Raw genomic sequence first — 20,503 nt, 5'->3', positions numbered from 1 at the left:
CTCATTTTTTAAACACCTTCGCGGATTTTTGTTGTAACGGGGTGATTTCTGATGCCGCCCACGCTTTCGCGGTATGTGCTACCGGGTCTCCCTCGCTGTGGAAGTTATTCAGGGCGGTGTATAGTTCGTCAAGGATTCCCCCGAGGGTGGCTATAGCATTACCAATTTCTACAAGGCTGTCCCCTGATGATTTTAGCGTTACTGTTTTTCCGGTGATTGATTCAAGGAGTATTTCTCCGGTATCCAGCATCACGATACGGGATACCTTCTCCCCCTTCGCGTTTCTGCCGTACAGTTCCCGCTCGCCGGGTTTTAGCGATGGTTCAGCGCCGTCCCAGATGTTGGTTGCGATAAGGATACCGCCTACGCGATCTACCACTACGATATCGCCCTTTACCGGCCACGATTCGTTTCCCGGGCCGGGGAAGTACATGACGGTTCTCACGTCATCTTCGCCGGAAAATCGGCATTGGAGAAAGAGGGCTTTTTTTTCGCCGTGTTTTACGGGGGCGATTTCCGGGTCTGCGGAGACTTTGCCGATCATGCCGCGCATTACATACCCACCTTGAGGTTGCCGGAACCGTCCACCGTCAGCGGCGGGACCAGGGAGAGTACTGCGCTGCAACCTGTGGCGGACCATGCGAATTCGGCTTGGCGGATGATAAACTGCTTGGTATCCGGGATGTCCAGGACCGGGCTCTTGGCGGTAACGATGGTGTTGGGTTTCCACAGGTGCCCGCTGTCGTCGTACCAGTCCGATACCGGGAAGGGGATGCTGTAGGCTTCGAGGGCTAATTTCAGCATGCGCCACTCGGCGGCGTCCTGTATGTTCCCGGCGTCCGCTTCGTTGGCGTCAAAGAGGAGCTGGCGGACTTTAGGGACTTTGGGGTCGTAGGCGGTGGCGTAGATGGGCTCGCCGTCTCCGGCCTGGCTCCCAGCTATGTACTTGGCGTAGCGGGTGCGGTCATCGAATTTTGCGCGGTACTCGGTGGCGGTTTTGCCGCCCCATTCGAGATGGGCTACGGGTTTGCCGCTCTGGATGGCTTTCTGGAAGATGAGGGTGCCTGTGGGGTCGGTGGAGATGAAGAGGCCGCGCTGGGCGGCGAGGCGTTGGAAATATTTTGCTACGGTTTCTACGCCCTGCCGCTCGATCACTTCAAACGGGGCTCCGGGGGGGTCGATGAATTTCACGGGGATGTCGTTATCGGCGAGTACTTTTTCTGCGATTTGTTTGAGGTCGCTGTCGCGGATTTCGCTGAGGGCCGGGAAGAGGCAGGAGTCCACGAGGTCGGCGGTTTTGCTGTAAAACTCTAGCTGCTTGGTTATGCCATTGGCGGTGATGATGTTCTCGCGGGTGTAGAGGCAGCCTGTGCCTACGAGTTCGCCGCCGAGGGATAGCTCACTGTCGGCGAAGCTGCCCCGGGCGGTGGATTTGTCGAGGGCGCTGTCTTTGCCGGGGAACCAGGCGATTTCGGCATTCCAGAGGGAGGCGAAGAGGTCGATGCCGTAGGCGAAGCGGCCTTGCATGGTTTTTACTTCGCGGCCTTCGATTTTCAGTTTTATGGTGCCTTTGGGGTTAAGCATTGCGTACCTCACTTAGCTGGGGCTGACGATATGCTTCCTTTATCCGCCTACAGGCTATATCAAAATACTCCTGCGATATTTCAGACCCTATGTATTTCCGCCCGGTGTTAATACAAGCCACTCCGAAAGCTCCTGAACCCATGAAGGGGTCATAGATGGTGTCGCCGGGGTCTGATATGAGGGCTATGATACGCTCGGCAAGGCGGACGGGTTTTTCCGTAGGATGTTCATTTTTATAGTGATCTGCACCTATTTCAAGGATTGATTTTTCACTATAGTGGATTAAAGATCGTTCATTCATTCCACCGCTTATGCTTTTAATGGTTGCATTTGCCCTATCCGGGTGTAATATCCCCGGCTGCTGTGATACGCAATGTTTATCGGTTCTATTGTCCTCGGTAAAATAGTTTCCGTTTTGTAAATAATCTTTAATTTTATTCAATCCCGCTTCACTATTTATTGCGCTTTTTATGCGCTTAATATCATTGATAATGGATTCAAGGTCAAACTGTTTTTGTTCAATATACGGAACCTTACTACGTCGTATCTTTCCATTTTTCTTGGTATGAAGTGATACCGTTTCATGTATCCGGGATAGGGCTATGCAGGGGGCCGTAGTATATCGCTTGTCCCAAACCAATTCTTCCTTGAAAACAAACCCCATGTCTGCAAGGCAGGTATTCCACCGATAGAAGGATGTCCCTCGGCCAAACAAGGCAATAAAGCCGTTATCGGGGAGTATGCGCTTGGCGTTTTCAAAGAGTAGTTGTTCGTCAAACTCTTTGTCGAAATCATGGGTTTTAATATAAAGATAGGGTGGATCACTGAAAATATGATCAAACTGGATGGTAGGGATCACATCTTCCATTTTGCCATGATATAAGGTTGCATCTCCGATAACTTTTTTAAGCATAGATCACCACCTCGCGGCCTGCTGGCAGTAATAGTATTTCACGACCGCTTAGGTTGTTGGTACGCAAAAAGAGGTGGTAGTAGTAGTCAAAGTTTCCGGCGGTTGTTTTGTACTCGGTGCACGCGATTTCTATGGGGCTGCGGGGTCGGTCGAGGGTGATCCGCTTTTCCACTTTTAGGTTGTATGTGATGTCCATTAAGTACCGGGCCATGGCTTTGCGGAGGCGGAGCATGGGTTCGCGGGTATCGGTGCGGGCGGAGGCTTGCTGGTCGATGGGGAGGCCGCTTGTTTTTTTCACGGCATTGTCGAGGGCTTTTTCGGAGCTGTCCAGGAACGCGTTGAAATCACGGAGGAGCGCCATGGCCTGGGCGCGGGTTTCGAGGGAACCGCTGGATGAGGTGGAGGCGCCGCTAGTGGCCGGGGTGTCGGAATCGGCGGGGGTGTCGTCGTCGGCGGTGGTTTCGGCGGGGGAGGATACGGGGGCGGCGATTATGGTGGTGGCCATTCCGGCAGAGATGGTGGAGAGCATGAGTTTGTTGAGGGCTATGGTGTTGGCCATGGAGGCGGTGGAGCTGCTGCTGGGGAGGGCGCTGTCTTTTCCGGTGGCGCCCATGGCGGCGGAGAAGTCGCGCTGGAGGTCTTCGCCGAGTTTTTTGTAGGCGGCGATCTGGTTGTTAATGCTGCCCTTAAAGAGGCCGGGGAGCTCCAGGAGGGTGATGATGGCCCCGGCTAAGCTGCGGACTAAGCCGCGGGAGCCGTTGCCGATGGCGACGATGATGTTTTGTACGGTGTTGATGGCGTTGTTTACCGTGTTGATCACCTTGCGGATTTTGCTGACTACTTTTTTCACGCGGTCGGTGAATTTTACCTTGTCCGCCACGGGGACGCTTGCAAATTCATCTATGGATGATCTGTTCACATCCCTGACGGCTGCCGATACTTCCGCTGCTGGGTTTTCGATGCTGGGGGAATCGTCGATGGGTTCAAACCATTCGCTGCTGATTTTTGTCGCGTTCGCCATTTCTATGGGCTCTGATGCGAGGGTGGCGGAGATGGGCTGGAGCTTTTTTAGGCCGTACTGGGGGTGGATTACTTTCCAGGGGCCGGACTCTGAGAGGGTCCGCATAAACTTGTCGGCGGTTTTATCGTGGTCCGCGTCGGTGAAAAAAAACTCTAACGGGTACGAAAAGGAGTTGAGGCCCATGTCCTGGGAGGTTTCGCCATCGACGCCGGGGTATGCATAGCGGCCTATGCGCTTCTCCACAGAGATGTCATTGCCTTGCCAGGCGGCGCGGAAGGTGGTGCCCTCGGGGCTGGTGAGTTCGATGTGATCGCGGAGGCGGTTGATCCAGGGCATCACATACCGTACCTTTGGGTTTCGAAGAAATCTTCCGCTCCGGCCCCTGCAAAGTTCAGGGCGCGGGCGGAACCTTTGCCGGCTCCTTTTAGGCCGTTGATGGCGCCTACTTCATCCTCTTGGCCTTCGAGTAACTTCCCGAGGATATCTTTCAGCTCCGGGTCGAGTTCCAGAGTTGGCTTCTCCCCTACGGCTTCGGCGGCGGTTTCTTCGCGGGCCAGTTCTGCGGCGCGAGCGTCGCGGTAGGGGTTACCGATACTGGTGAAGTCGTCGGTGCGGAGTTCGAATACGTCCTTGAATTTATCCTGGTAGCCTTCGATGGCGCTGTTTACTGAGGCCATTTTTTCGCCGATACCGGGGATGAGGCCAATTACGGATATGAGGCCCTGGACGACATCCATCACAAAATTGATGGCGAGTACCAGGGGGGAGATCAGCGTTTTTATGATAGCCTTCCCTACTGCCAGGGCGGTAAATCCGATTACTTTGAGGGCATTTCCGAGTCCGCCTACTTTTTCGGATAGCTTGCCGATGAGCGTGATGAGTAACGTTATGCCCGTAACTACGAGGGTAATCACAAAACCGATGGGGTTGGCAGCGATTACGGCGTTGAGGGCGGCGAAGGCTCCGGTTGCCCCGGTGGCGGCTACCCCTGAGGCTGCGGTGGCGGCGGTGTTGATACCTGCGGCGATGGCGGCTTTTTTCTGGGCAAGTTCATAGGCTGCCATTGCGATGGTTACGCCTTTGACGATGGCAGTGGTGGTTTTCCAGGTTTTGAAGGCTACGGCTACGAGGAGTACGGCGGGGCCTATCAGGGATATGTGTTTTACTATCCAGTCTATCGGGGTTCGCAGTAATCGGATGATTTTGAAAAGGCCTGCGACGAAGCCCTGGATTTTCGTGGCGATGAGTTCGCGGTTTGTTGCGGCCCATTCTTGCAGAGAGGTGATAAGCGGGAGGACGTGGGTAACTACGGCGCTGCGGATTACGTCTCCGAAGGATTGGATCATTGCCTTGGTACGGGTTATCGTATCGTCAAACTTTATAGCAGTCTCGATTGCTGAGGGAGGGATGATGTTTCCGTATTTACTCGCAGCAGCCATTTGTTCCTCAAGGTCGCCGAGCATGGGGACTAATGCGTTGCCTGATTTCCCGAAGGCTGACATGAGAACGGCGGTACGCTTCCCGGCATCGCCTTCATTTTTCATGGCGGTAGTGATAGTGCGAAACGCTTCGTCAACGGTCCGGGCGCTTTTCACCTGTGCGGAGAGGCCCTTGTCGATTTTATCGAGGGAGGTATACAACGCGCCGTTGCCGATTTGTTTGGTCATGGTCTGAAATGCAGTCGTAAGGGTGCCGCTTTCAACATTGGCGATGCTTGCGGCATAGCGATACCGCTGAAGGGCGTCGGTTGATAGGCCGAGCTTTTGCGAGCTTTTCCCGATTTCATCGGCCCTTGCGGCATATTCGGGGATGCTGGCGATGGTGCTTTTGAGCATCTGGTATGCTTTGCTGAGTCCCTTGACCGCGAGGGTACCGATGGCTACTTGTCCCGCTACGGAGCTGAGCATTTTACCGAAACCGGATGTCGGGGGAATAATAGAGCGGAACGCGGCATTTGTGTCGACTTTAAACTTGTTTACACCGCCCTTCATTTGACCTACGGCCGGCGTAATTTTATCTACGACACTAAAAATTGTGGGTACTGCAAAGTTTGTCATAGCGTTACTGCTTTGGCCGCCTTGGCCCATTCATAAAAGTTTTTAATATCGCCGTACCCCATTTCCAGGAGCGCGGAGATATTCGCGAAGTTACTGCGGATGGCGAGGGTGCCGATCATCTTTTCGAGGCGGCGGCCTACGCCGTTACCAACAAAAAAATGAAAAACAGCCTTTCCATTGCCCGGAGGTCGCGGGGGTCCATTTTGAGGATGCCATCTTCACCGAGGCCACAGAGGCGGCCCATGAAGCTGTATGCCTTGGTATGGGGTTCCCCGTCGCCGAATCGGTCCATAAACTTCCGGTCGCCTCCGGTGATAGAGCGGTAGGTGAGCGTTTCCCCTGATTTCAGTTTCTGTATCACATCGAGGCCCTTCTCCCCCATGCGGTTTTCAAAGATTCCCCGGCGGTAACATAACGTCAGCTCGGTAAAGTTACCCTCGACGATTTTACCGTCGGGGGTTCCCTCTTCGGCGATGATGTTTACATCGTAGTAATCCAAAAGCTCTTTGATGCTGTTCTCTGCGGATTCCTGCGATAACACAAAATCCTTTTCGTTGATTTGACGTGTCCATTTTCCCATATCATATCTCCTTGTTTTCTGTTTACCCGAGGAACGGCGTCCAGTCGTCGTCGGGGCTAAGGGTTAATTCTACGCTGCCATTGGCAGCGGAGGCCGTGTCGTAGGTGATTTGTCCGTTGCAGCGGTAGCAGTCCCCGGCGCGGTTGTACCATGCCATAGTGAAGCTCTGCGGGCGCTCGGCGAGTTCTTTCAGGATTACCAGTTCGTCGCCGTTCGCTTTGATTTTGTGCCCGGTAGAATCGGTGTCCTGACGGATCATCTGGTGCATGGTTCCGCCCGTGTGGACGATGGGGTTTTTTGCCCACTTCGGTTTACTGTGAGCGGGGTCCGCGTCTGATATGTAATAAAATGCTTTTCCGTCGAGGACCAGTTTGTCCGGGGTTCCCGGTAAGTCTTTTGCCATTTTGTGTTTCCTCCCTGTTATGCCGAAACGGCAGTAATAGTAACGTGTTTATATGCACGGCCATTTTTAATCGCCTTTACATTGGAATAGGCGATTCCATATTTTTTCGATATGTCACACATACGTTCTCCCTTTTCAATATCAGTTTTTATTTTTATTACAAGTTCAACTGGATATTGAAATGTTTTTAATCTTCCTTCCCATAATGCCTTTTTTGTACTTTCGGGCATTGTCCTACCTTTTCCGGCTTCGCTGATTTTCTTTTTTGCTTCGTCGGTATGTTTTGTGCCCTTCTTTGCTTCGCTGATTTTCCGGCGGGTTTCATCTCCAAAATGTCTTCCGAAATTAGGAGCATTTTCTCCGGAAAATATTTCGCGAAGATGCTGTTTTACTTCTTCGGTATGATGCCACCCGCTCCTTCTTGTAATACCAGTAAGTGTCTTTCGCCTTTTTTCATTTGATTCAGGAGAAGGCTTTATACCGATATGAGCGTCACTAAGTTTTTTACAATGTTCAGCGGACATTTTCTTTCCGGTATTCCATGGTAGTATTCCTTTGCGAGAAATGCTTATTCTGTTTTTTGCTTCTTCGGTTAACTTTCCATGAGAACCACCGCTTCTAACGTTATAGCCAAATTTGTTATCACAAGAATTCGCTATTTTTATCCACTGTTCTTCTTTGGCATCTAATTCTTCTTTGCCCTCGGCGGTATCCAGTATCATCCAAACAAAAGCATCAAACCCATGTTTACGGATTGCATTTTGAAAGTGCCCGGTTTTAATTTTTGCATCTGATTTATGCTGGGCCTTTCGTTTTTCTATCGGTAGAGTTGTCTGACCAACATACACCTTTCCGTTAATAGAGTTTGTTGCTTTGTAGATGATACCGTATGCCATGGTTCCCCCTATATTCCGAGAATAGAGAAGGCACAATCGACGTACACGATGGTGTCGGTGATGTTCCCTTCGCCTGAGTAGATCAGTTTTATGGTGTTATCAAACCCGGTTCCCCCGGCGCGTAGTTGTACTGCGTCCGGTTTCTTGAGTTCGCCGATACTGTAGCTGGTTTCAAAGAGCCAGCCGCGAGCCATGAAGGCGTTGATGAGGGCAAGGAGATCGTCCTTGACCATCCCGATGTCCCGGGCCTTCGCGCGGCTTCGGGCGTTCTGAACGGTCATCACGTCGGCCACCACGGTGAAATTTTGCCATTTCCCGGAGCTGAACGTTACCTTTACTGCATTGAGGACGTTCTGCGTGATGCTGATGTCCCTCATGCGGCGGTACATATTCGATACCACAGGGATGCTGGCGGGTCGGTAGAAGCTCACGATGTTCTGGGCGAGGACGCTTCCGCCATCGATGATGGTGGGCGAGATGCCGGATTTTACGGCGAGGTCGCGGGCGGTGTACTCGGTGGTCCAGTCCTGTCCCTGGTCTGCGGCGACTATGCCGGGGTCCATGCCTGAGAGGACCGCGCCTGTGTAGCCTGCTTCGGCGGCATCGTTGTTGACCATGGCCATGTATCCGATGGCCTCAGCCGCGATTTCCTGGGGATGGGTGAGGCTTCCCGGGCGGGCAATGAGGCCGTTGCAGCGATCCTGCAAGCGGGCGTTGGCCAAGGTGATGAGGTTTGCAAGGCCTGCGCTGCCTGAGGCTACACTGCCACAGAGGGAGCGGAACGGGCGGGAGACGAGGCGGGAGTAGAGCTGGACAAAATCGTTGCCTTCGCCGACGTACTGGGAGAGGGCGGAGAGGATGGTCGCGTCGTCGCCGTAGCCGTGGACTACATCGGTGAAGAATTCTTTGTTGGCGCTGTCTCCGGAGCCCAGTGCTTTAGGCAAGTCGTCGGCGAGGTCCGGGAGGCCTGCGCCTCCTGTCATGGCGGCGATGGCGATATTGAGGCCATCGGGGACGGCCTGGTTTTGTTCGAGGCGCTGGTTGATGGCGACGGTGATGCCGTTACCCCAGGGGCCGAGGCTTTTGCTGGTTACGGTTACGACGCCATCAACGTGATCGGCGGTTACCGGGGCGCTGTCGTCGGCGTTTATGGCGGCGACGATTTTGGCGGCTATCGAGGATACGGTGTCGGCCACGATGATGGGGATGGCGTAGAGCTTGGCGGCTACGTAGAGGGAGAGGACTCCGGCGGCGTGGGGGCCTTCGTTGGTTAGGGTGATGGTTCCGGTGGCGGGTGTGGCGGCGCCATTGTCATCCTCAATGAGGAGATACACGGGCACGCTTCCTGAGGAGCCCCGGGTTACGGCGAGGGATAGGCGGTGTGCCATGCCCCCGGCGCCTGTTTTGTCCGCGACATCTTCCGGGCTGAGGACCGGGAAGGGCTTGCCTGTGATCACGTTTTGGACGTGGCTGGACAAGGCGGTACTGATAATAAGCACCTTTCGCGGCAGTACCTCGGCACTGGCGGAAAAAGGTACGTTCTGAATCCCTACCGCCGTTCCGGCAGCAAGGGAGGAACTTCCGATGTTTCCCATACTTTACTCCTTACGCCATCACGGCGTTAGTTTTACTGTTTCCCGGTTTTGAGGCCGGGTCTGAACCCTGTTCCACTAGGCTTTCCCTATCGTGCGGGCAGTCGCTTGTTAAAGGGGCGGGTCAACGAGTACCGTTGCGCCCTGTTTTGCGTCGTCCATTGTTTCCCCGGTGGTGTCGGCGGTCATCTGGGCGATGGTGTCGATTACTTCTCCGGGGACGCCCTCTTCGGATGTTGTATATTCCGGGACTTCGTAGGTCATGGTCATGCTGGCGGGCATGAGTACGATTTCGCCCTGGGTTTGGGGCGGGTACTTTTGCATGGCGGTAATCCAGCGTGCAGGATTATAATCTAGCCCGAGGGTGCGGTTGCCGGCTTGCATGATGATGTCAAAGAGCAGCGAGAGTAACTCATCCGCTTTGGCGTCCACTTCGGCGGTGGCGTTGGTGCTGTTGGCGAGGGCGGCGGCGATATCTGCGGGCGAGGCTGTGGGGCTTTTCAGCGTGGCGAGGTCTACGGTTGCGACGGCCCCGAGGAGGAGCTCGATTTTTATGGTGGCGCTGTGCTGGTACGGGCCTGCGATGGATGAGTGATCCTTGGGGAAGGCGCCTGACTGGTAGTAAACCGTGACTTGAGGTACTTCCCATACTTTTTTAGCATCGGTTTTCCGGTTTCGGACGCCTACTACAAAGTATTTGCCTTGTGATTTATCGATGAGTAGATTTTCTAATGCGTTTTTTACTGCAAAGGCTTCCAGTATCACTCCGCAACTCCTTGTTCAACATACAGTAATGGTAAACGTATCTTACCCAGTGATTTTCCACCATCAAGTGCATGGGTAGTATCGATTTTATATGTGGTATACTCGGCATCTTCGCAAGAATCTTTTGGGCCATCAACAAACCAATTCTCCCCAGTTTCCGGAACGCGAATGAGGTCAGAGCGGCGGAGGGTCAACACGGGGGCGGGTACGGATACCTTTTCGCCGGTGTCGAGGTCTACCGTCGGCTGGGACCAGAGGAAGCGGCCCTTGAGGGGGCGGCCGTCGGCGGTGGTGTCAAAACGGTCCCCGTCGGGGGGTATGAGCATCACCGGGAGGCCGAAGTCCCCGGTCAGGGTTGTTTCCAAATCGTGTTCCGCCAGGGCCCGCAGGTTCATTTTTTTTCGTCCTTTTTCGGTTCTTCCTTTTTTGGTTCCGGCTGAGGGACCGTAGCCTGAGGGCTTCCGCTCCAGAGTTGCAAGGGCTTAGTCTCTGCCTCCTTCAGCTCGGCGATGCGCTTTTCTACTGCCGATTTTATGGCGGCGGGGGCGTTTGCCGGGAGCTCAGAGCCGGGGCCGTATTGTTTACGGCCGATGTAAAAGTCGATGCCATTGGGGATGATCATTTTTTCACCTCCGCCGGCTTGTCAATCTGCGGCGTGTCTGCCCGTTTGGCTACACCCCGATTGATGAGTATTCCCCCCTGTTTTTCGTCGATTTCAAACGGCTTCCCGGGGAGATGGGTAGTGTTTGTGCGGGTTTCGGGGTTCCGCGTTACGATGCTGTGGCCTATGGCTTCGATTTTCATGCTACGTCCTCCGTTACGGTGGCGGCTACAATCGCATCTACTTCGTAGAGCGACAGGAGCGGGGAGAATTCGAGGTGGGTCTCGATGCCTTTTCCTCTGGGGTCATTGTACATCCAGGGGAAACGGGGAAGGCCGCGAAGGGCGTTCATGTTTTCAATGAATCCGTAGTTGCGGTCGAAGCGGGCGCCGTTGCCGACCATGATTACCATGTTTTCGGGGAACAGGGGGCGGACCTGCTTGGTCCAGGGGTCCCGTACCCATTCGGTGTAGCAGTAAATCGGAGCGTTTCCGATTTCCTTGAAGCGGCCCACGTATTCGATACCTTCGGGAAGGAATATCGGGTCGACTTCGCCACGGCTGACACGAACGCTGTTCAGCCCTGCGGTTTCGTCGTCCGGGTCCATTTTCCGGATGAAGGCTTTCTTGGCATTACGGCCCATGATAACAAGGCCTACGGATCGGGTACCGTCGCGGACCAGGAGGTCGGTGTTCCAGTCTTCCATCTGCTCGATGATGTCGTTTTTCTTTACCGAGGGGTCGGTCCACAGGGCGGTTCCGGCGAGGACTGGCTTGTGGCTTTCCCTCATGCCGTAGTCTATTTCGGGGAAGGCGTTGCCGTCCTTGTCACGGGGGATTACTTTCCCGGTGGTGACAAGGTCAACGGCCTGGAGTTCCTCGAGGCGGTTTCCCCGAGTGTCGAGGTCGGCGAAGTCTTCGCTCACTTTTTCGGAGAACTGCTGGGCGGGGGGCGTGTAGTTATACACATTCTCGCCGGGTTCCCGGAAACGGAAATCATCCGGGCCGAGGACTTTGTACTCATGGGAGTACGGGGGCTTATAGGCGAAGCTCACGTAGCCGTCATGTTCGACAAGGTTACCGGGGCTTTTCCGGTCCACGTAGACCGCGGTGTCACGGCCGCCCTTTTTGATGTCGATTTCGATAGTTTTTGTATCGAAGGTTCGGACATTGGTAAAGAGGCGGTTCCGTAAAAACATGGGGACGCCGGGGTTAATGGCGAGATACGGAATCATGGTACGGGTTTCGTATAAGTTTATCAAATTCTGGGGAATGGGAGGCATTGCGTTTTCCTTTCTGTCATCTCGACAGTATTACTGTTAATATGCGGGGTAGGTACGTCTCCCGACGTTCCGCCCGCCCGATTTGTTTATTCGTCGCCGCCTTTTTGCATGGCGGGCCTGATGTAAATGGACTTTGTACGGAGGACATCCTTGAAAGTGATGGGGTCCGTGGCGTCCCCGGTGCTGAGAGCGTTGCTGTTAAACCCACCGGAGAGGGCCACGGGGCAGCGTACCGGGGAGGATGCGGCGGAGGCGTCGATATCCTCCAGGGCTATCACATCGGGGGTTCCGGCGGATACCACAGGGATATTGGCGGCGGTGAGAATTGCGCCCTTGCTAAAGGCGGGGGTTCCGTTGGGGATCATGCGGACATCTTCCACGACGGGAAAAAGGCCGTTGAATAAATCTACGGGGGTAAAGGTGCCGATTAGAGCCATTTTTTCACTCCTTCCTGCTGTGCCTTCGCCTTCGCGAGGATATCAGCGGATGCCGCTTCGATTGCTTTTTCATCGCCACTCTTCCCGTCGGGAGCCTGAGCCGGGACCGGGCCGAGGGCTGAGGATTCATCCTGGGCTTCCTTTGACTTTTCGGACTCTTCCTGCTGGTCGAGGATGGTTACTACGGCGTCGAGGGTGTCTACGCTCTTTTTTCCGGTGAGTACATCCGCGATGAGGCCTGAAAGGGCCTGCTTTTTGGCGTAGGCCGGACTTCCGAGATAGGTGGCGCATTTGGCTTGCAATTCCTGCGCTTCGGCTGTTGCTTCCTTCCGCCCTTCCGCCTTCGCGTCGGCCTTTAAGCGGTCGAGTTCGGCAGCGGCGGAGGGGTTAGCTTTGAGTAATTCGGACAAATCCATGTTTTGTCCCTCCTGCTTTGTTCCCGCCTGGGCGGGTATGGTTGATCCCCCGGACGGGGGCGTAGTGACAGTGTTGGGAACGGCGGGGTATTCCGCGTTTGCATTAAAGGTTCCGCCAATGGCGGCTGGTACAAAAAATGTGCGCGATTCGGAAATGTCGAAGGTTCCGATGGTGGTACCGCTTATCAGGCCGTCGATCATGTTGGCTTTGATGGCGTCGTTGGCTTCGCTGGGGTCGGCGGCTACGAGGAGGCCGCCTTGACCGAAATGCTCGGCGATGTGGGCGCTGGTTACGCCACGGCCGGCGGAGATGCGGGAGTAGAAAATGCGCTCTATGGCGTCGAGCTGGTCCTGGATAACATCGCGGCCTTCCTTTGTGGCGGGGTCCGGGCGTTTGTTGGGGGCGTTTTTGGATACGATGGTGATTTCTTTCAGGCCCATTTTTTTATCGGATTCGGTCCAGTCGTATGTTACGACTACCACACCGATACTGCCGATCATGTCGGTGGGGGATGTGGAGAGTATTTTTCCGGCGGGGGACATGATCCAGTAACCGCCTGAGGCGAGCAGGGATGATACATGGGCTTCGGTGGGCTTTTCGGACCTAAGGGCCATGTGGGCTTGCCATACGGAGTCGGCGCCGTCTACGGTTCCGCCGGGGGTGGAAATGTCAAAGATAACTTTTTTGACGCCGTAATCGGTGCGGGCTTTGTCCATGGCGGCGGCAATCGTCTTGTAGCTGGTGCCACCGTAGCCCCACAGGACATCCCAAAAGTCCGGGCCTTCGGGGGTCATGGGGCCTTCGATACGGATGTGGGCTTCGTCGCCTTCGCGGGTGTAAATCTTGTCTACGGCTTCAGGGGTTCCGGGGTCCGGGAGCTTTGACAGGGAGGCGATGAGTAATTCCTCCGCCGCCTTGAAGTCCTCGGACTTGGCGTTTGCCCGTTCAGTGAGATATTTTTTTGTCCATGCGGGGTCAGCCGCATATAAAACTTCGTTCAGGGCTTCCTCAAACTTTTACCGCGTTTGATTTGCTCCTATATGCCTAATACTTCCTCAAAATGCCATACGGGCAATTCGTAGATGTTTGACAAAAACTCGGGGGTTATATATTCCTGGAGCTTTTCCCAATATTCCCGGATCGCCTTTTCGGTTTCGTTGTCCATACTATCACCTTTGGGTATTATTTTGCTAACGTCAATACCCCATTACACTTATTTCAACAATCCGTATACTATGCCGGCCACAAGGCCCGCTATGCCGATGGTTACGGCGCCTATGGCGAGGTACTTATACCGGGTGGTTCGCTTTTCAAGGCGGACGGTTTCGGCTATCTGTTTCCGCAAAGATGCGTTCGTACTGGATAATGATGCCGTTGAGGTCTGTAATTGTTCCGCCAAGGTCATCGATGTATCCGCCGACTGCTTCGCCTGAAACGATAGCGCCGCCAATTGAAAGTTTAATGTCTCCACCAGTTCCCCGGAGTGCTTCAATTGCGTCATAACATCGGTATAACTCATCCGTAAGCTCGAAAGCGTGCTGCTCTGATTCTCGTAAAGACGACGCAACTGCTCGGTATTCGCTTTCAATGCTTCGTAGTTTTCCCGTGACAGTATCACGGTCTGTTCTTGTGATACCAATAATGCTGACGAAAATAATAGCCAGGACAAGGATAATGAGAATAAAAACAGTATCTTTTTTTGTCCAGGGTTGATCCACAATTACTCCGCTACCTTTGTTATTAATTTTTTGAAGCCCTGAAGGATGATATCGTATCCTATCTGTACAATTGACACTGATAAAAGACCGATGGTGATAAACTGCGGGAGAAGGTAGTAGGCGGCGGTGAGGGCCAGGGTAAGCGGGATGGCCACGATAGGCCATACTTTTTTGGGGTCCTTTGGCTTGATATAGTTTTTCAACAGTTCGATAATGCCGATGGCGGTAAAGGCGATTATCGCCAGTTCTTTGATAAGCTGTAAATCCATGGGTTACTCCTTTATTGCTTCAAGATATTCGTTAAGGCCCTCTGCAAGGGTGGGTAAAAAAGATTTATGTACTTCCATTGCCCTTCCACATTGAGATGAAATAACAATGATATCTTCTTCTGATGTTATTTTCCATTCTCCATTTGAAACTATTACAACAGTTTTCTTTGTTACCATGAGTTACTCCTTAACCGTAAATATGCGGAGGCTGGCGATCTGGCCTTGTGCTACTGTAACGCTATGTACCAGTGGGTCCCAGCCGGCAATTTTAAAGTGGGTGATGACTTGCCCTGTTTTGGTACGTTGCCAGCATTGGACGGCGTACTCATGAGGGGCGGGCTTCAGGTCGGCGCTTTCTACGCGGACGGTTACGGTTTTGCCGATGAGGCCGGAGAGGAAATGGGCGGGGTCGCGGACGTAGAAATTGTTGTTGTCGGTTTCATCTTGCCAGTTGTAGTCGATGCAATGCTTTTCGATGCCAAGGAGCAGGGAGCTTATGGGGTCGAGTTCGTGGCCCAGTATATCCTCGGCTATTTTGATGATACAGAGGGCGTAACAGGCTGATTCGCCTGCTTCCTGTAAAAAGGTCTGGATTCCGTTTTTCATGCGGTTCTCCGGGAGAGTTCTTTTTTGATGTCGTTTATGCCGTCGAGGATGGCTTCCATGCGGGCTTCGAGGTGGCCAAGGCGTTCGCCCTGGGAGTTGCGGGAGGTCAGGAGTTCGCGGTGCTGTTCGTCGTTGCGGGTCCGGTCTTCCTCGAGGCGTTTCTGTACGGCGAGTAGTTCTATTTTTGTGGCGCATTCTTTTATGGCCGTTTCCTGCCGCTCGTTTTCTTTGGCGTTTTCGCCGACTTTCGCTTTGAGGGTAAAATAACTGCCGATAACGCTTCCGATGGATATAACAGCGGCAAAAAATGAAAATAAAAAGTTCTGGTCAATCTGCATTTTTGTTCTCCTTTTCGGTTTCTTTTTCGCCATCCTCTTCAACGGTCACGGTTTCGGTGGTTTTCGTCCAAGGGGGCGTGGGGAGGTCGTCGTATTCTTTGGCGAGCTTTGATCGGTTCGCTTTTCCGCTGGCCCCGCTGTACTCCATGGCGATATCTTCAAGGGTGGTGGCCCCGATTTCTGCCGCAACTTTCGCGGCGTTGATGGACTTTAAGGGGTCGATCACGGGGGCGCCGGAGCCGTTCCAGCGATGCCTCAGCCACGCGGCACGCATACGGGGGTCGGACCAGCCGGGGGCGGTGATGCGGCCGGCGGCGATCTCTTCCTGGAGCCATGATTCGTAGAGCGGATCCAGATGGTAACAGGCGAGATTGTAGCGGCGCTGGACGGCGATGCGCCAGGTGAGGATGAGGGTGGCTCGGGAGGCGCTGTAGTTGTTGCTGAATTTCATCAGCACGGTTTCTACGCTCTGGCCATTGGCTGCGGCGATGTAGGAAAAGTACGCGTCCACGAAGGCGTTGAATTGCACGTCGGGGGCGGTGTTGGGGAAGGGCTTGATCGTTTGCTTTGAGGGCATATTGAAAATGCCGACGCTGCCGGGTTTGCGGACGGTGGTGTTGGGGATCGGGTCGTATACGGGTTCAAGGGATTCGGGGGTTACGTTCTGGGCTCCTGCGGGGGGCGTGGGGGTGTTCCCGAAGGCGGCGGCGGCAGGGCCGGAGGGGACTTCGCCGATGCGGGGGATGCCTGCGAAGGGGTCGGAGGCGGGCTGGTCGCCGGAGGACTCGGTGTAAAAGGCGATGTTACTCTGATTTTTGGCTTTTTCGATTTGGGCCATCGCGAGGTCCACGATGTTTTCGAGGTCCTGGATGGATACCGCAAGGGGGGAGAAGCCGCGGCCCTGTCCGGCGTAGGTATATTCCATGCCGTGGGTCATCATGACCCGGCCCGATTTGCCAATGCGGGGGATGTTTTTCATCTGGACTATGGGGGTTCCGGCGGTTTTGTACCACACTTTGTACGCGGTTTCTTCGCCGTGGGCGTTGCGGATTATTCCATCGGCGATTTCGTAGAGATTTAAAAGTCCCATGGTGCTGATAAAACCGTTTTCGCGGATCTGGTCCGGGTCGATGAGGGCAAACTGTAAGGGGTTAAGGAGGCGCGGGTCGGGGGAATAGGAGTGATGGACGAAACATTCACCGTCGCGGGAGAGGTAGCGTTGCATGAGCCGCTGGGCGGTGTAAAAATTCATGGTGCCCGTGATGCTAGAGAGTTGTGACTGGGCCCATAAGTCAAAACGAGTCGCGACATCGGCAGCCCACGCTTCGCCCTGCTCGGGGGTTATGCCGAGGATGTCGGTCTGGGGTTCGGGTGATAGCATCAACCCACTGTCTATCACTGTGTCAACATCCCGCGAAATCAATGCCGCAGCTTGTGTTGAGGTATGGGATAAAACCCGGACCTGCTGGCGAAGGGCGGCGGCATCGATGTTTAATGAGGGGTGGGAGTTTGATAATCCGCCGGGAAATTTTTGCCCATAAAAATGAGTTGTGCGAACTCCGTCATAGTCTACCATGGCGGTGGCGCGGGGGGCTTGTTTTGCTCGGGGCCGGAATAGTCCGGCGATGGTGGATCGTATACCCATTGGTTCCTTCCGTCATCACGACGGTATATTTTTATGGTCAGCTATAAATTTGCTAACGTCAATAGACTAAATTCGCTTTGTCGAAAAGGTGCGGATACCACCTCCGGATCGATCTAGGCGCTCAAGGGTATCCAGCTCGGCGTTGATCCGGGTGAGCATATCCATGAGTTCGGCGGGTTTTCTGCGGCGGGCGGACTGGGTGCCGTCGGAATCACCGAAGGAATAATTCTCGATCTCGGCGTTGATTACGGCGCCTGAGAGGGCGGTTTCTACTTTGGTTCGCAGCGATTTGAGGTAGGCGATCCGTTCCTGGCGTTCTTGCTGGGTCATGATCTTAGCGTGGGGTGCCCTGCTGCTAACGTCAAGGGGGTATTGACGTTAGCAGATCGCTGGGCAAGGATGATTATAGACTGGCTGTCCAGATTCTCCTTCGGGGTTTACCGCGTCCCCGGCCTCTGTCTGGGCAGTCAGCCTTTTTTGTCTTTCGTGTTTCTGGCGTAGTTTCTGCGCTTCGCTTAATTTGCGCCGTGTTTCTTCTGAGGGGTGCTTTCCAAACATGGGATTTTTTTCACCCCTCAATGCTTCGCTAATTTTCCGGCGGTGTTCCTCTGTATGACCTTCCCCTTTAGCCCAGCCTTTACTATGATTTTTTGGTTTACCCTTTAATGCTTCGCTTAGTTTGCGTTTGGTTTCATCGGATAAGTGCTTTCCCTTGTTGTGTGATGGTAGACCTTTGTGTGATTCGCTGTTTCTTTTTCTCCATTCGGCATTGGGAACAAAAGAAATACCTCCGCTTGTCATATTATAGCCATGCTCCGGGTCGTCGGATTGGTAGTGGGCTATCCAGTATTTTTCCTTCTGGCCCAGCTCTTCCTTGGTTTCGGCGGTGTCGATTTGTTCCCATACAAAACTTTCAAAGCCATGTTCTAAAATGGCTATACCAAAAGAATATCGGCGATCTTTTTTTACAGCTCTTATTTTATGGCCCTTTTTTCTCTCGGCAAACGATTGTATGGTCTGGCCTATGTATACTTTGCCCGTAGGTCCGGTGGCTTTGTAAATGATTCCGTATGGCATGATTAACTCCTTAAAAACATAGTACACTATTGTTCTATGTTTGTCAATAACCTAGTACACTATTGTATTGATTTTTTTTACCGATAATGGTAGCATGGAAGGCATGAATGTAAATGAGATCGGGGCGGCCCTGGGGATACATCCGAAGGCGGCAAAGACACGGCTTAGAACCAAGGGTATAAAGCCCATAGGGTATGATGGTCCTACGGCTAAGTATGATCCCGCTGTGGTGGAGCTTATCCGGGAAGTATCTAAGGGTGGGCGGCCTAAGAAAAAATAGTCTCTACCCTGGGGGAGTGATTTTTTTATCGGGGGTCTTGCGATGCGCCATAAGCGAGGAGCTGGGTTTCAAGGAGGCTTAGTACGGTTTTGCTATTTGTGGTTAGTTCTATGAGGGTCGGGTCTACTCCGGCGGCGCGTCGCTGTTCTTTCGCGATCCGTACCTGGGCGTCGAGCCATGCGTCGGCTAAACAGTAATTATAAATTACGGTGTCCATTACTTCATGCGCTCCGATGTCGCGGAAACTTCCGTCGGCCCTTTTTTCGGAATTTGTGAGCTGGACAAAAAAATCGTCGGCCATGTCGGAGGGAAAATCGCAGTATCCGGGTTTTTGCTGGGGGCCGTCGGCGGGGGGAATGTTGAGCCGGGAGAACAGGAGGTTTTTGTAGTAGGCGGTGCTGATCTCTATCACATATTCCCCGGCGGTGCCAATGCGGGCAAGGCGGTATTTTTTGAAGCTGGCGGCACCGGGGATGTCGGCTTTTTCGCCACGGCGGGCAGTGAGCTGGGCGAAACCTTTGATGGGGTAACAGAAGGGGTTCCACCGCTCGGCGAAGCGGTACACCACGTCGGCCCTTCCATCGGCGGCGTCTCCGGAGTCGATGCCGATCATGCTTATGCGGAAGCGGATACCCTCCCGGCTGTAAAAGGTGCCGTCGATGCTTTTCATCCACTCATACATATCCTCAAAGGCTCCGCTGTATGCGTCGTCAGTTGGGCCCTCAAAAACTTTGTAGCAGATTATCCATGAGCGATAGCCGAGGCCCGTGCCCATAACCGATAACTCGATCCGGGATCCGTTGCCCCGCTCTTTCGCGGATCCTCGCTGTATGTCGCAGGCCATCGTCAAAAAAAGGACGCCCGGGGGGACGTCGCCGGCGGGGTAGGTGCCGCGGTGTTCCAGGACTTTGGCGAGCTTCGGGCGGGTGCCCTGGTCTTTGTAGGGTTGGCCTGCGTAGAGGTTTACATAGCTGCGCATGGCGTCGGGGCCGCCGGCTTCGGCCTTAATATGCTCTTTGTATACGTCCGTAAAGGATACCATGCCGAGGGGGCTGTAGAGGGCGTTGAGGGAGTAGGAGCGGTAGTATTCGTCGGTGGATTTTACGGTTGGCTCCCAGTGGCAGGGGTCCAGTTTTTTTTGCGGGAAGCGGAGGCAGTGGGGGTCTGATGAGTAGAAATCTTTTTTCTGGTGATCAAAGATTGGTTCGCCGCAGTGTTCGCAGAGATAGTATGCGGTAAGGATTTCCCCGGCCTTGGTATCGGCATGGAGGCCGTAGGGCATGGGGTCAATGCTCATCTTGAGTTCCAGGGGTTTGCCGCATATCGGGCAGGGGACGATAAAAACGCGGCGGTCTCCGGCTTCGTATAGTTCTTTGATTTGGGAATTTTCGTCGGTGGTGGGGGAGGAAAAGAAAGCGATCTTTTTGCGGTTTCCCCAGGAAAGGGTATGGCCTTTGAGGACTTCGATCCAGGAGCCTTCCCCGGTGGTGAGCTGTTTATCCAGGCCGTCTACTTCGTCAACCATGAGGACGCGGATGTCTTTTTGGCGCTTGGCGTCCATGGACTGAGAGGAAGCTATGTCTAAACGACCCCCTGCGAATTCTTTATAACGGAGGTTTGATCCGCTTCGGTGCGACTTTGGATTATAGGAATTAGAAGTAATTTTATTTCGGAAACCCAGGGTATCTATAACCTCTTCAATTTTTGTAGTGGACCATTCCTTGGCTAATTCTTCGGTCGCTGTTGAATACAAAATTTTTGTAGGCATTTCTGACATCCAGTAGGCAACGACATTTTCCATGATTGTGGTTAATCCTACTTTTCTGGGCTTTATGATTGCAACAGTTTGAATTGGCGAATAGGGAGAAAAATTTTGCATAATTTCTACGCCGTACGGGGTGCGGGCGTTTCTCCACGGGCCCGGGAAGGGGGTATTTGATGGGAGTATGCGGCGGCCTTCGACGTATTCCGCTATGCTTCGCATGGGGGGATTTTTTGGGATTAGGGATATTTTTTCTATTA

Annotated in this window: 27 protein-coding genes; 1 reads left to right on the top strand and 26 read right to left on the bottom strand. The window is 53.7% G+C overall.

Annotation, left to right across the window (positions count from 1 at the left end):
• Window position 1 precedes the first annotated feature (1 nt).
• From LQZ19_RS08780 to LQZ19_RS08660, 25 genes are all read right to left on the bottom strand, one after another.
• Window positions 2-553, bottom strand: a complete 552-nt coding sequence (locus tag LQZ19_RS08780) for a hypothetical protein (RefSeq protein WP_411047295.1) — start codon at window positions 551-553, stop codon at window positions 2-4.
• Window positions 553-1,584, bottom strand: a complete 1,032-nt coding sequence (locus LQZ19_RS08775) for a hypothetical protein (protein WP_411047294.1) — start codon at window positions 1,582-1,584, stop codon at window positions 553-555. The genes LQZ19_RS08780 and LQZ19_RS08775 overlap by 1 nt, the downstream gene beginning before the upstream one ends.
• The gene (locus LQZ19_RS08770; RefSeq protein ID WP_411047293.1) at window positions 1,577-2,497 is read right to left on the bottom strand and encodes a DNA-methyltransferase; all 921 of its coding nucleotides are present in this window, start codon (window positions 2,495-2,497) and stop codon (window positions 1,577-1,579) included. Before LQZ19_RS08770 ends, LQZ19_RS08775 begins: the two co-directional genes overlap by 8 nt.
• Window positions 2,490-3,854, bottom strand: a complete 1,365-nt coding sequence (locus LQZ19_RS08765) for a DNA circularization N-terminal domain-containing protein (RefSeq protein WP_411047292.1) — start codon at window positions 3,852-3,854, stop codon at window positions 2,490-2,492. Before LQZ19_RS08765 ends, LQZ19_RS08770 begins: the two co-directional genes overlap by 8 nt.
• Complete coding sequence (locus LQZ19_RS08760; protein WP_411047291.1) at window positions 3,854-5,575, bottom strand: hypothetical protein; 1,722 nt, start codon at window positions 5,573-5,575, stop codon at window positions 3,854-3,856. The genes LQZ19_RS08765 and LQZ19_RS08760 overlap by 1 nt, the downstream gene beginning before the upstream one ends.
• Window positions 5,576-5,711: 136 nt before the next feature.
• Window positions 5,712-6,155: a hypothetical protein gene (locus LQZ19_RS08755; RefSeq protein ID WP_411047290.1), complete on the bottom strand. Its 444-nt coding sequence runs from the start codon at window positions 6,153-6,155 to the stop codon at window positions 5,712-5,714.
• 22 nt (window positions 6,156-6,177) lie between these two features.
• Complete coding sequence (locus LQZ19_RS08750) at window positions 6,178-6,558, bottom strand: hypothetical protein (protein ID WP_411047289.1); 381 nt, start codon at window positions 6,556-6,558, stop codon at window positions 6,178-6,180.
• A 17-nt stretch (window positions 6,559-6,575) separates the two neighbouring features.
• Window positions 6,576-7,454, bottom strand: a complete 879-nt coding sequence (locus tag LQZ19_RS08745; RefSeq protein ID WP_411047288.1) for an NUMOD3 domain-containing DNA-binding protein — start codon at window positions 7,452-7,454, stop codon at window positions 6,576-6,578.
• 8 nt (window positions 7,455-7,462) lie between these two features.
• A complete protein-coding gene (locus LQZ19_RS08740) occupies window positions 7,463-9,049 on the bottom strand; it encodes a hypothetical protein (RefSeq protein WP_411047287.1) in 1,587 nt (528 codons plus the stop codon).
• Between the two features lie 108 nt (window positions 9,050-9,157).
• Complete coding sequence (locus LQZ19_RS08735) at window positions 9,158-9,811, bottom strand: hypothetical protein (protein WP_411047286.1); 654 nt, start codon at window positions 9,809-9,811, stop codon at window positions 9,158-9,160.
• Window positions 9,808-10,206, bottom strand: coding sequence for a hypothetical protein (locus LQZ19_RS08730; RefSeq protein WP_411047285.1), 399 nt, complete (start codon window positions 10,204-10,206; stop codon window positions 9,808-9,810). The genes LQZ19_RS08735 and LQZ19_RS08730 overlap by 4 nt, the downstream gene beginning before the upstream one ends.
• Window positions 10,203-10,433, bottom strand: a complete 231-nt coding sequence (locus LQZ19_RS08725) for a hypothetical protein (protein ID WP_411047284.1) — start codon at window positions 10,431-10,433, stop codon at window positions 10,203-10,205. Before LQZ19_RS08725 ends, LQZ19_RS08730 begins: the two co-directional genes overlap by 4 nt.
• On the bottom strand, window positions 10,430-10,615 hold the full coding sequence (locus LQZ19_RS08720) for a hypothetical protein (RefSeq protein ID WP_411047283.1): 186 nt from the start codon (window positions 10,613-10,615) through the stop codon (window positions 10,430-10,432). The genes LQZ19_RS08725 and LQZ19_RS08720 overlap by 4 nt, the downstream gene beginning before the upstream one ends.
• Complete coding sequence (locus LQZ19_RS08715) at window positions 10,612-11,694, bottom strand: major capsid protein (RefSeq protein ID WP_411047282.1); 1,083 nt, start codon at window positions 11,692-11,694, stop codon at window positions 10,612-10,614. Before LQZ19_RS08715 ends, LQZ19_RS08720 begins: the two co-directional genes overlap by 4 nt.
• Window positions 11,695-11,780: 86 nt before the next feature.
• Entirely contained in the window at window positions 11,781-12,131 is a 351-nt protein-coding gene (locus tag LQZ19_RS08710) for a hypothetical protein (RefSeq protein WP_411047281.1), read from the bottom strand.
• Window positions 12,122-13,342, bottom strand: a complete 1,221-nt coding sequence (locus LQZ19_RS08705; protein WP_411047280.1) for a S49 family peptidase — start codon at window positions 13,340-13,342, stop codon at window positions 12,122-12,124. Before LQZ19_RS08705 ends, LQZ19_RS08710 begins: the two co-directional genes overlap by 10 nt.
• A 242-nt stretch (window positions 13,343-13,584) precedes the next feature.
• Window positions 13,585-13,713, bottom strand: coding sequence for a hypothetical protein (locus LQZ19_RS08700; protein ID WP_411047279.1), 129 nt, complete (start codon window positions 13,711-13,713; stop codon window positions 13,585-13,587).
• 48 nt (window positions 13,714-13,761) lie between these two features.
• Window positions 13,762-14,187 (bottom strand): hypothetical protein, encoded by a 426-nt coding sequence (locus tag LQZ19_RS08695; protein ID WP_411047278.1) that lies wholly within the window; start codon window positions 14,185-14,187, stop codon window positions 13,762-13,764.
• An 81-nt stretch (window positions 14,188-14,268) separates the two neighbouring features.
• On the bottom strand, window positions 14,269-14,535 hold the full coding sequence (locus LQZ19_RS08690) for a hypothetical protein (protein WP_411047277.1): 267 nt from the start codon (window positions 14,533-14,535) through the stop codon (window positions 14,269-14,271).
• Window positions 14,536-14,538: 3 nt separating this feature from the next.
• Complete coding sequence (locus LQZ19_RS08685; RefSeq protein WP_411047276.1) at window positions 14,539-14,712, bottom strand: hypothetical protein; 174 nt, start codon at window positions 14,710-14,712, stop codon at window positions 14,539-14,541.
• Between the two features lie 3 nt (window positions 14,713-14,715).
• Entirely contained in the window at window positions 14,716-15,141 is a 426-nt protein-coding gene (locus LQZ19_RS08680) for a hypothetical protein (RefSeq protein ID WP_411047275.1), read from the bottom strand.
• A complete protein-coding gene (locus LQZ19_RS08675; RefSeq protein WP_411047274.1) occupies window positions 15,138-15,479 on the bottom strand; it encodes a hypothetical protein in 342 nt (113 codons plus the stop codon). Before LQZ19_RS08675 ends, LQZ19_RS08680 begins: the two co-directional genes overlap by 4 nt.
• Window positions 15,469-17,055: a phage portal protein gene (locus LQZ19_RS08670; protein WP_411047348.1), complete on the bottom strand. Its 1,587-nt coding sequence runs from the start codon at window positions 17,053-17,055 to the stop codon at window positions 15,469-15,471. Before LQZ19_RS08670 ends, LQZ19_RS08675 begins: the two co-directional genes overlap by 11 nt.
• 135 nt (window positions 17,056-17,190) lie before the next feature.
• Window positions 17,191-17,454 (bottom strand): hypothetical protein, encoded by a 264-nt coding sequence (locus LQZ19_RS08665; RefSeq protein ID WP_411047273.1) that lies wholly within the window; start codon window positions 17,452-17,454, stop codon window positions 17,191-17,193.
• Window positions 17,455-17,502: 48 nt separating this feature from the next.
• Window positions 17,503-18,228 carry an NUMOD3 domain-containing DNA-binding protein gene (locus tag LQZ19_RS08660; protein ID WP_411047272.1) on the bottom strand — a complete coding sequence of 242 codons (726 nt, stop codon included), beginning with the start codon at window positions 18,226-18,228 and terminating at the stop codon, window positions 17,503-17,505.
• Window positions 18,229-18,295: 67 nt separating this feature from the next.
• On the opposite strand from LQZ19_RS08660, the gene LQZ19_RS08655 reads away from it, so the two are divergent.
• Window positions 18,296-18,481 carry a hypothetical protein gene (locus tag LQZ19_RS08655; protein ID WP_411047271.1) on the top strand — a complete coding sequence of 62 codons (186 nt, stop codon included), beginning with the start codon at window positions 18,296-18,298 and terminating at the stop codon, window positions 18,479-18,481.
• Between the two features lie 25 nt (window positions 18,482-18,506).
• On the opposite strand, the gene LQZ19_RS08650 is transcribed toward LQZ19_RS08655, so the two are convergent.
• Window positions 18,507-20,465 (bottom strand): terminase gpA endonuclease subunit, encoded by a 1,959-nt coding sequence (locus tag LQZ19_RS08650; RefSeq protein ID WP_411047270.1) that lies wholly within the window; start codon window positions 20,463-20,465, stop codon window positions 18,507-18,509.
• Between the last annotated feature and the right edge of the window lie 38 nt (window positions 20,466-20,503).

Origin of the sequence: Treponema primitia (genome assembly GCF_046533075.1) — a bacterium.
Taxonomy (GTDB): Bacteria; Spirochaetota; Spirochaetia; order Treponematales; family Breznakiellaceae; genus Termitinema; species Termitinema primitia_B.
This window is presented reverse-complemented; position numbering and strand designations above follow the sequence as displayed.

Coding starts and splice junctions, on each gene's coding strand:
- LQZ19_RS08780 (WP_411047295.1), bottom strand. CDS start 553: ATGCGCGGCATGATCGGCAAAGTCTCCGCAGACCCGGAAATCGCCCCC.
- LQZ19_RS08775 (WP_411047294.1), bottom strand. CDS start 1,584: ATGCTTAACCCCAAAGGCACCATAAAACTGAAAATCGAAGGCCGCGAA.
- LQZ19_RS08770 (WP_411047293.1), bottom strand. CDS start 2,497: ATGCTTAAAAAAGTTATCGGAGATGCAACCTTATATCATGGCAAAATG.
- LQZ19_RS08765 (WP_411047292.1), bottom strand. CDS start 3,854: ATGCCCTGGATCAACCGCCTCCGCGATCACATCGAACTCACCAGCCCC.
- LQZ19_RS08760 (WP_411047291.1), bottom strand. CDS start 5,575: ATGACAAACTTTGCAGTACCCACAATTTTTAGTGTCGTAGATAAAATT.
- LQZ19_RS08755 (WP_411047290.1), bottom strand. CDS start 6,155: ATGGGAAAATGGACACGTCAAATCAACGAAAAGGATTTTGTGTTATCG.
- LQZ19_RS08750 (WP_411047289.1), bottom strand. CDS start 6,558: ATGGCAAAAGACTTACCGGGAACCCCGGACAAACTGGTCCTCGACGGA.
- LQZ19_RS08745 (WP_411047288.1), bottom strand. CDS start 7,454: ATGGCATACGGTATCATCTACAAAGCAACAAACTCTATTAACGGAAAG.
- LQZ19_RS08740 (WP_411047287.1), bottom strand. CDS start 9,049: ATGGGAAACATCGGAAGTTCCTCCCTTGCTGCCGGAACGGCGGTAGGG.
- LQZ19_RS08730 (WP_411047285.1), bottom strand. CDS start 10,206: ATGAACCTGCGGGCCCTGGCGGAACACGATTTGGAAACAACCCTGACC.
- LQZ19_RS08725 (WP_411047284.1), bottom strand. CDS start 10,433: ATGATCATCCCCAATGGCATCGACTTTTACATCGGCCGTAAACAATAC.
- LQZ19_RS08720 (WP_411047283.1), bottom strand. CDS start 10,615: ATGAAAATCGAAGCCATAGGCCACAGCATCGTAACGCGGAACCCCGAA.
- LQZ19_RS08715 (WP_411047282.1), bottom strand. CDS start 11,694: ATGCCTCCCATTCCCCAGAATTTGATAAACTTATACGAAACCCGTACC.
- LQZ19_RS08710 (WP_411047281.1), bottom strand. CDS start 12,131: ATGGCTCTAATCGGCACCTTTACCCCCGTAGATTTATTCAACGGCCTT.
- LQZ19_RS08705 (WP_411047280.1), bottom strand. CDS start 13,342: ATGACCCCCGAAGGCCCGGACTTTTGGGATGTCCTGTGGGGCTACGGT.
- LQZ19_RS08700 (WP_411047279.1), bottom strand. CDS start 13,713: ATGGACAACGAAACCGAAAAGGCGATCCGGGAATATTGGGAAAAGCTC.
- LQZ19_RS08690 (WP_411047277.1), bottom strand. CDS start 14,535: ATGGATTTACAGCTTATCAAAGAACTGGCGATAATCGCCTTTACCGCC.
- LQZ19_RS08685 (WP_411047276.1), bottom strand. CDS start 14,712: ATGGTAACAAAGAAAACTGTTGTAATAGTTTCAAATGGAGAATGGAAA.
- LQZ19_RS08680 (WP_411047275.1), bottom strand. CDS start 15,141: ATGAAAAACGGAATCCAGACCTTTTTACAGGAAGCAGGCGAATCAGCC.
- LQZ19_RS08675 (WP_411047274.1), bottom strand. CDS start 15,479: ATGCAGATTGACCAGAACTTTTTATTTTCATTTTTTGCCGCTGTTATA.
- LQZ19_RS08670 (WP_411047348.1), bottom strand. CDS start 17,055: ATGGTAGACTATGACGGAGTTCGCACAACTCATTTTTATGGGCAAAAA.
- LQZ19_RS08665 (WP_411047273.1), bottom strand. CDS start 17,454: ATGACCCAGCAAGAACGCCAGGAACGGATCGCCTACCTCAAATCGCTG.
- LQZ19_RS08655 (WP_411047271.1), top strand. CDS start 18,296: ATGGAAGGCATGAATGTAAATGAGATCGGGGCGGCCCTGGGGATACAT.
- LQZ19_RS08650 (WP_411047270.1), bottom strand. CDS start 20,465: ATGCGAAGCATAGCGGAATACGTCGAAGGCCGCCGCATACTCCCATCA.